The following is a 6,546-nucleotide window of genomic DNA, read 5'->3' on the forward strand; positions in this document are numbered from 1 at the left end:
GGCAGTATCGATGAAAAAATTATTTTTAGTAATGCTGCTTGTGTTTGCAGTAATTAACAGCGGCTGCTTTGGCGACGAACCGAAGCGGCAGGGACAGCCTGTTGCGCCGGCGCAGCAGGAAGTAAAGCAGATAAGCTTTGTTGTTTACCGTGCGGCGGCTGACGGCAGCGAAAAGCTGCTGCCGGAAAAGATTACGATGCAGGATAACGGCAAAACCTTGCCGGAAAACGCGCTGACCGCTTTGGTAAGCGCCAAACCGCAGGACGCGCGTATGGACGACGTAGTGCCCATCGGCACGAAGGTTTTGGGCTTGAAAATCGACGCGGACGGCACGGCTTACGCCGATTTTTCCAAGGAACTGGCGAAAAGGTCTTACGGCTCTTATAACGAGATGATGCTGTGCTACGCTATCGCCAACACGCTGACGGAATTTCCGGAGATCCAGCGGGTGCAGATTATGGTGGAGGGCAAGAAGGTTGTATCCCTGAGCGGGCATATGGATTTGGAGGACCCGCTGACGCGCAACGAAAGTTTGCTCAATAAATAGGCGCAGGGAGAGATAGTATGCAGATGTATTTAAAAGACGCGGCGGCTACGGAGGCGCTGGGCTTGCTGCTCGGCAAGCACGCTGCTTCCGGCGACGTTTATTGCCTGAACGGCGATCTGGGCGCTGGCAAAACGCTGCTCAGCCGCGGCGTGGCGCGGGCCTTGGGCGCGCCGCCGGAGGATGTGACCAGCCCCACCTTTGCTATTATGAATGTGTACCGGGGACGGGAGCTGGAGGTGCGGCATTTTGATTTGTACCGCCTGAACCGTCCGGAGGAGCTGGAGGATATCGGCTTTGACGAATATGCGGGCGGCGAGGGCGTAACGCTTATCGAATGGGCCGATTTATTTGCCGGACAGCTGCCGGAGGAATATTTAAAAATTGAACTGCGCCGTGAGGGCGCAGGACGCAGGGCTGTGCTGACGCCCTGTGGGCAGCGTTACGAAGCGCTGCTGAAGGAGGTAAAGCAGGATGCTGACTTTAGCTATTGATACGGCGACCAAGGTTTGTACGGCGGCTTTATGCCGCGAGCGGGAGCTGTTGGCCGAATATACGATTAATATGGGCATGACTCATTCCGAGGGCCTGCTGCCGCAGCTGGAGCAGCTGCTGGCGCGCACGGGCACGGCTAAAAAGGATATTGGCTTGCTGGCTGTCAGCATGGGGCCGGGCTCCTTTACGGGGCTGCGCATCGGGCTGGCAACGGCGGAGGCCATGGCCTACAGCTGGCGGTGCTGCCTGCACGGCGTGGATACGCTGAAGGCGCTGGCCTATAACACGCCCTTGGAGGGCCTGGTGCTGTCGCCGGTGTTGGACGCGCAGAAGGGTAATTTTTACCAGGCGCTTTATCGCTGGCAGGACGGCAGGCTGCAGAAGCTGGAAGCCGTGCAGGTTGTAAGCGGCGACAGAGCGCTGGAGCGGATTGCCTTGCAGGGTAGCCCGGCGTTGCTGCTGGGCGAATGCGCCCGTTTAGCGCAAAAGGGCTTGCCCTGCGGCGTGCAGGCCGCGCCGCAGGCTTTGCGGACGCCGCGCGCCAGCTCGGTGGCGTGGGCGGCGCTGGACGAGTTCGACCCGGAGGCGGATAGAAAAATTTTTGGCTTGGAGCCTTACTATATCAGAAGATCAGAGGCAGAGGAATTGTGGGAGAAGAAACAACAGCAGCAGTAAGCTTTAGACCGTTGGTTGCGGCGGATATTCCGGAAGTCGCCGCTATCGAGGCGGAAGCCTTTTACGACGCCTGGAACGAAAATATGCTGCTGAACGAGCTGAATAACAGCTTGTCCACATATTTGGCCATGGAATGCGGCGGACGTTTGATTGGCTACGCAGGCTTTTGGCTGGTGGCCGGGGAAGCGCAGATCACCCGTGTGGCGGTGGCGCAGGCTGAACGCGGGCAGGGCTGCGGTACGCGGCTGACGGCGGCGCTGGTAAGCAAGGCGTGGGAGCTGGGGGCCGAGGCCGTTACGCTGGAGGTGCGCGAAAGCAATCTGGCCGCGCAGAAGGCCTATCTTACCTGCGGCTTTGCCAGCGAAGGCGTCAGGCCGCATTATTACGAGGATAATCACGAAAATGCGGTGATTATGTGGCTGTATAAGGAAGGGGCGCGTCATGTCTGAGGTGCTTAGGCAGGAAAAGGATATTTATATATTGGGCATCGAAAGCAGCTGCGACGAAACGGCGGCGGCAGTAGTGAAAAACGGTCGCGAGGTTCTGAGCAATATTATTTCGTCCCAAATCGTAATTCATCGGAAGTTTGGCGGCGTTGTGCCGGAAATAGCTTCCCGCAAGCATATTGAAAATATAATGCCCGTTATCGACGAGGCTTTGAGCCGGGCGCAGGTACCTCTGGAGCAGATCGACGCTGTGGCAGTTACCTATGGCCCCGGCCTGGTAGGCGCTTTGCTGGTGGGCTTGTCGGCGGCGAAGGCGCTGGCCTGGGCTGCGGATAAGCCCTTAATCGGCGTTAATCATCTGGAGGGGCACGTCTTTGCCAATTTTTTGACCGACCCGGAGCTGAAGCCGCCCTTTATGGCTTTAGTTGTCAGCGGCGGGCATACGGCGCTGCTCAAGGTTACGGGCTATAACAGCTTTGAGCTGATGGGGCAGACCCGCGACGACGCTGCGGGCGAAGCCTTTGATAAAATTGCCCGCGTTATGGGGCTGCCCTATCCGGGCGGGCCGGAAATCGAGCGCCTGGCTCTGAGCGGCAGCGACGCGGCGATGCAGTTCCCGCTGGCGCGTTTGGACAAGCCCTATGAATTCAGCTTCAGCGGACTCAAATCCGCCGTCATCAATTATTTGCACAATCAGGAGCAGGCCGGCAGGCCGGTTAATCATGCCGACGTAGCCGCTTCCTTCCAGAAGGCGGTCGTGGACGCGCTGGTTAAGCAGGCCGTGCTGGCCATGCAGGCTACGGGCTATCAAAAAATTGTGCTGGCCGGCGGCGTATCCGCCAATAAAACGCTGCAAAACACGCTGGCGGCCGCAATGAAGGGCATTGGCGCCGAGCTGGTGCATCCAACGCCGATCCTGTGTACTGATAATGCGGTGATGATTGCCTGCCGCGGTTATTTTATGTATCGGGCCGGCATGCGCAGTCCACTGGATTTAAACGCTGTTCCATCGCTTAAATTGGGGTGAACAAATATCCAACAGAGTGCATAAGCCTGTGGATAGTGTGGATAGCCTGGGTAAAACGGCCTGCACAGGCGCTGATTGCTGTGCATAAATCTGTGGATAGTGTGGATAAAAGGGTGGATTAAAGGCTGTCTGCTGTGGAAAGGACAGCTAAGGAGGAAAGCGGATAAACAATGTTGAGCAATTTGACGGCTGAACAGAAAAACAGTTTACAAAAGATGCAGGCGGTGCTGGGGCTGGCGGCCGATCTGGCGCACAGCCAGGTGACTATCTACCTGCCCGGCGACGATAAGAAGTTTTTGAACGTGTATAAGCAGGAGCAGCCCATGACGCAGATGAGCGGCGAACGTCCCGACATGACGGGCCGTCGCGTGCGCGCTGTGGAGGAGCCGCTGGTGGCGCGCGCTTTGCAGAAGAACATGGTACTGACGGGCAAAAAGGAATGGTCCTTAGGCGTATTTAATTTGCTCAAGGTGTACCCGCTGCTGGATGGACGCGGGCATTGCTACGCTGCCGTCAGCTTTGAAACGGCGGCGCCGGACGAAATCATTCTGGCGCAGGCGATGGAGCTGTTATGCCATGCGCAGCAGTCGGCGGCGGATAACCCTCATTATCAAAGGATGCTGCCGTCGGACGGCATTATGGTGGTGGACCCCAATAAAATGATTATTGCCGCCAATAACAGAGCGCGGCATATGTTTGACGTCATGGATATACCGCAGGTGGTGGGCTTCCGCACTAACGACGTAGCTATTAACTGGCCGCTGGTGGGCATGGTTATGGACACGGGAACGGCAGAAAGCAAGGAGTTTACCATGCACGGGCTGCTGCTTTCCATCCGCGTGCTGCCCGTAGTGCCGCGCCCTAAGGGCGGCTGCGCTATCGTCATTTTGCAGGATATTACGGAGCTGCGCAAAAAGGACGAGGAGCTGCTGATAAAATCGGTGGTTATTAAAGAAATTCACCATCGGGTGAAAAATAATTTACAGGCCATCACCAGCCTGCTGCGTTTACAGCAGCGGCGAGCCCAGTGCGACGAAACGCGCCTGGTGCTGCGGGATTGTATCAGCCGCGTCAACAGCATCGCCATTGTTCACGAATATCTGTCCCAGCAGGATTCGGGGCTGATTGATGTGGGCAAGGTGGCGAAGGGGATTTATCAGGCTATTATGAGCGGCATGCTGGCTCCGGATTTTAGGCTGGAGGCCGATTTCAGCGCCGACGAGGTGCAGCTGCCTTCGGATAAAGCGACCAGCATCGCCCTGATTTTGAACGAGCTGCTGCAAAATACCATCGAGCATGCCTTTGAGCAGCGCGGCAGCGGTAAATTGCAGGTGCGCTTTGCCGAAGAGGCGCAGGATTATCTGCTGTCCATTGCCGACGACGGCGTGGGCCTGCCGCCGGGCTTTCAAATGACGGGGCGCAAAAGCCTGGGGCTGAAAATTATCAAAACCATGGCGGAATCCGATTTACAGGGCTCGTTCACTCTGGCCAACAGGCCGGGCGGCGGGACGGTTGCTGTGGTAAAAATTCCAAAGGCGGGTGTGATGAAATGATGAAAAAGCTGAAAATATTATTAGCCGACGACGAGGCCATTCTGCGCCTGGACCTGCGCGAGATGCTGACGGACGCCGGGCACGAAATAGTGGGCGAGGCAGCTAACGGCGAGGAGGCCGTGCGTTTGGCGCGGGAATTGCAGCCGGAGTTTATTATTATGGACGTTAAGATGCCTGTTATGGACGGGCTGACGGCGGCCAAAATAATTTCAAACGAAGATATCGCGCCGGTTTTGCTGCTGACGGCCTACAGCCAGCAGGATATTGTGGAAAAAGCCTCCGATGCGGGAGTAATAGCTTATCTGGTGAAGCCGGTGCGCGAGGAGCAGCTGTTCCCGGCTATGGAAATTGCGGAGAAGCGCTTTCAGGAGATGCAGAGCCTGAATGCGGAGCTGCGCCAGCTGAAGGACAGCCTGGAAACGCGCAAGCTATTAGACCGCGCCAAGGGCATTCTTATGGCCGCTCACGGGATGACGGAGCAGGAGGCCTACCGCAAAATGCAGCAGTTCAGCATGGCCAAGCGCATCACCTTAAAGGCTTTGGCGGAAAGTATTATCGCCGCTGCCGCTAAGCGTTAAATAAAATAAAGTACAAGCAGGTATCGTTATTGCGGTAGCTGCTTATTTTTTTGCATATACCCAAATATAAGTGCATAAAATTAACGCTCCGGCATACTGTTTGGTTAGTATACCGGAGCGTTTAGTGTGTTATTTAGCGGCGGCGATTACGCGGGTCAGGGCGTCGATGTTGGCGCTCAGCTTATCGATTTTGCTTTCCATGCGCACGAGCAGGTAACAGCTCACCAGCATGGGGAAGCCGTAATCGGCGGCCGCGGTCAGCAGCTTGTCCAGCTCCATGTAAATCAGCTCCTTTGATACTTACTCCCTCAGTCTGCTCGCAAGCTCGCAGCCAGCTCCCTCAAAGAGGGAGCACAATTTATTTTGGCATTTCGCTTTAGGTTTGTGCCCCCTCAAGGAGGGGGCTGGCATTTTGCGTAGCAAAATGACTGAGGGAGTCAAATTATGGGGTAGTGAGCTTAATTACTTTACAGCAGTTCGCTGGTGGTGCAGGTGTGCATGCGGGCTTCCGCAATCTCGGACAGCTCGCCGGCGGCGTTTTCAAAAACAGCCTGCTCGATGAGCACCTGCATAGCGGCCTGAGCCTCGTCCAGAGTAACGTCCTCGCGGGGATTAGCCACGGTGATGATTTTCTTCTTATTTTGGTCGGTGGTGAATACTAATTGCAGTTCTTTTTCCATGGGTAGTTACCTCCTGATTATTGTACGTCTTCCAATTTTACTTTTTCGCTGACGTTGACGCTGTGAACCTGCGCAGCCATGAGGCCGCCCAGCGCGTTAGCAACCGCGACAATAGCTTCGTCAGAAGCTGCCGCTTTGATTTTGTTGTAGGTGCGGGCTTTGGTTTTGATGGAGCCGTCGTCATTGGTACCGTCCTCCACGTTTAAGATTAAAGAGCGTTTTTCGATGGATTTGGTGATGGGCATGAAAATCTTCCTTTCGTTTTGTTTTAGTTTTGGGTTTGGTGTGGGATTTACTGTGGCGTGCTGCCGTGTGGCGGCTGCTTTTTAAGCAGCCTAGCTGTTCCTTCTTACCTATGGTAGCACACGCCGCGCAGACCGGAACGCACGCCGGATGCGCAAGCAAGCTTTGTTTGCACAGACTATGGTAGGACTACGCGACTTACTTCGTCTGCGAGGAGCGGCGAGCTGACTTTCGCTTGTTGTGCGAACTATAAGCGTCCGTCTCCCTATGCGGACGAAACTGCTAGGCGGCGGAATCCGGCAAGC

10 protein-coding genes are annotated in these 6,546 nt (G+C 55.8%); 7 read left to right on the forward strand and 3 right to left on the reverse strand.

Annotated features, from left to right (window positions below):
* Window positions 1-10 precede the first annotated feature (10 nt).
* From Q4E64_RS08850 to Q4E64_RS08880, 7 genes are all read left to right on the forward strand, one after another.
* Entirely contained in the window at window positions 11-547 is a 537-nt protein-coding gene (locus tag Q4E64_RS08850) for a GerMN domain-containing protein (RefSeq protein ID WP_303167497.1), read from the forward strand.
* A 17-nt stretch (window positions 548-564) separates the two neighbouring features.
* Window positions 565-1,038 carry a tRNA (adenosine(37)-N6)-threonylcarbamoyltransferase complex ATPase subunit type 1 TsaE gene (gene tsaE / locus Q4E64_RS08855; protein WP_303167498.1) on the forward strand — a complete coding sequence of 158 codons (474 nt, stop codon included), beginning with the start codon at window positions 565-567 and terminating at the stop codon, window positions 1,036-1,038.
* On the forward strand, window positions 1,019-1,714 hold the full coding sequence (gene tsaB, locus Q4E64_RS08860; protein ID WP_303167499.1) for a tRNA (adenosine(37)-N6)-threonylcarbamoyltransferase complex dimerization subunit type 1 TsaB: 696 nt from the start codon (window positions 1,019-1,021) through the stop codon (window positions 1,712-1,714). Before tsaE ends, tsaB begins: the two co-directional genes overlap by 20 nt.
* Window positions 1,687-2,163, forward strand: a complete 477-nt coding sequence (gene rimI / locus Q4E64_RS08865; protein WP_303167500.1) for a ribosomal protein S18-alanine N-acetyltransferase — start codon at window positions 1,687-1,689, stop codon at window positions 2,161-2,163. The genes tsaB and rimI overlap by 28 nt, the downstream gene beginning before the upstream one ends.
* Window positions 2,156-3,187, forward strand: coding sequence for a tRNA (adenosine(37)-N6)-threonylcarbamoyltransferase complex transferase subunit TsaD (gene tsaD, locus Q4E64_RS08870; RefSeq protein WP_303167502.1), 1,032 nt, complete (start codon window positions 2,156-2,158; stop codon window positions 3,185-3,187). Before rimI ends, tsaD begins: the two co-directional genes overlap by 8 nt.
* 170 nt (window positions 3,188-3,357) lie before the next feature.
* Complete coding sequence (locus Q4E64_RS08875) at window positions 3,358-4,740, forward strand: histidine kinase N-terminal domain-containing protein (RefSeq protein WP_303167503.1); 1,383 nt, start codon at window positions 3,358-3,360, stop codon at window positions 4,738-4,740.
* Window positions 4,740-5,318 (forward strand): ANTAR domain-containing response regulator, encoded by a 579-nt coding sequence (locus Q4E64_RS08880; protein WP_368501559.1) that lies wholly within the window; start codon window positions 4,740-4,742, stop codon window positions 5,316-5,318. The genes Q4E64_RS08875 and Q4E64_RS08880 overlap by 1 nt, the downstream gene beginning before the upstream one ends.
* A 129-nt stretch (window positions 5,319-5,447) precedes the next feature.
* Here the strand turns inward: Q4E64_RS08880 and Q4E64_RS08885 are convergent, their stop codons facing one another.
* The 3 genes from Q4E64_RS08885 to Q4E64_RS08895 all read right to left on the reverse strand — a co-directional run bounded on the left by Q4E64_RS08885 (window position 5,448) and on the right by Q4E64_RS08895 (window position 6,243).
* Window positions 5,448-5,597 carry a YvrJ family protein gene (locus Q4E64_RS08885; protein WP_303167506.1) on the reverse strand — a complete coding sequence of 50 codons (150 nt, stop codon included), beginning with the start codon at window positions 5,595-5,597 and terminating at the stop codon, window positions 5,448-5,450.
* 188 nt (window positions 5,598-5,785) lie between these two features.
* A complete protein-coding gene (locus Q4E64_RS08890; protein WP_303167508.1) occupies window positions 5,786-5,998 on the reverse strand; it encodes a DUF2922 domain-containing protein in 213 nt (70 codons plus the stop codon).
* A 17-nt stretch (window positions 5,999-6,015) separates the two neighbouring features.
* Window positions 6,016-6,243: a DUF1659 domain-containing protein gene (locus Q4E64_RS08895; protein ID WP_303167509.1), complete on the reverse strand. Its 228-nt coding sequence runs from the start codon at window positions 6,241-6,243 to the stop codon at window positions 6,016-6,018.
* Window positions 6,244-6,546: the final 303 nt, after the last annotated feature.

It is taken from the genome of Phascolarctobacterium sp. (assembly GCF_030531065.1).
GTDB lineage: Bacteria > Bacillota > Negativicutes > Acidaminococcales > Acidaminococcaceae > Phascolarctobacterium_A.

What these genes read in the sequence shown, in the direction of transcription:
- tsaB (WP_303167499.1), top strand. Translation starts at nt 1,019, where the DNA reads ATGCTGACTTTAGCTATTGATACGGCGACCAAGGTTTGTACGGCGGCT.
- Q4E64_RS08880 (WP_368501559.1), top strand. Translation starts at nt 4,740, where the DNA reads ATGAAAAAGCTGAAAATATTATTAGCCGACGACGAGGCCATTCTGCGC.
- Q4E64_RS08890 (WP_303167508.1), bottom strand. Translation starts at nt 5,998, where the DNA reads ATGGAAAAAGAACTGCAATTAGTATTCACCACCGACCAAAATAAGAAG.
- tsaD (WP_303167502.1), top strand. Translation starts at nt 2,156, where the DNA reads ATGTCTGAGGTGCTTAGGCAGGAAAAGGATATTTATATATTGGGCATC.
- Q4E64_RS08875 (WP_303167503.1), top strand. Translation starts at nt 3,358, where the DNA reads ATGTTGAGCAATTTGACGGCTGAACAGAAAAACAGTTTACAAAAGATG.
- Q4E64_RS08895 (WP_303167509.1), bottom strand. Translation starts at nt 6,243, where the DNA reads ATGCCCATCACCAAATCCATCGAAAAACGCTCTTTAATCTTAAACGTG.
- tsaE (WP_303167498.1), top strand. Translation starts at nt 565, where the DNA reads ATGCAGATGTATTTAAAAGACGCGGCGGCTACGGAGGCGCTGGGCTTG.
- Q4E64_RS08885 (WP_303167506.1), bottom strand. Translation starts at nt 5,597, where the DNA reads ATGGAGCTGGACAAGCTGCTGACCGCGGCCGCCGATTACGGCTTCCCC.
- Q4E64_RS08850 (WP_303167497.1), top strand. Translation starts at nt 11, where the DNA reads ATGAAAAAATTATTTTTAGTAATGCTGCTTGTGTTTGCAGTAATTAAC.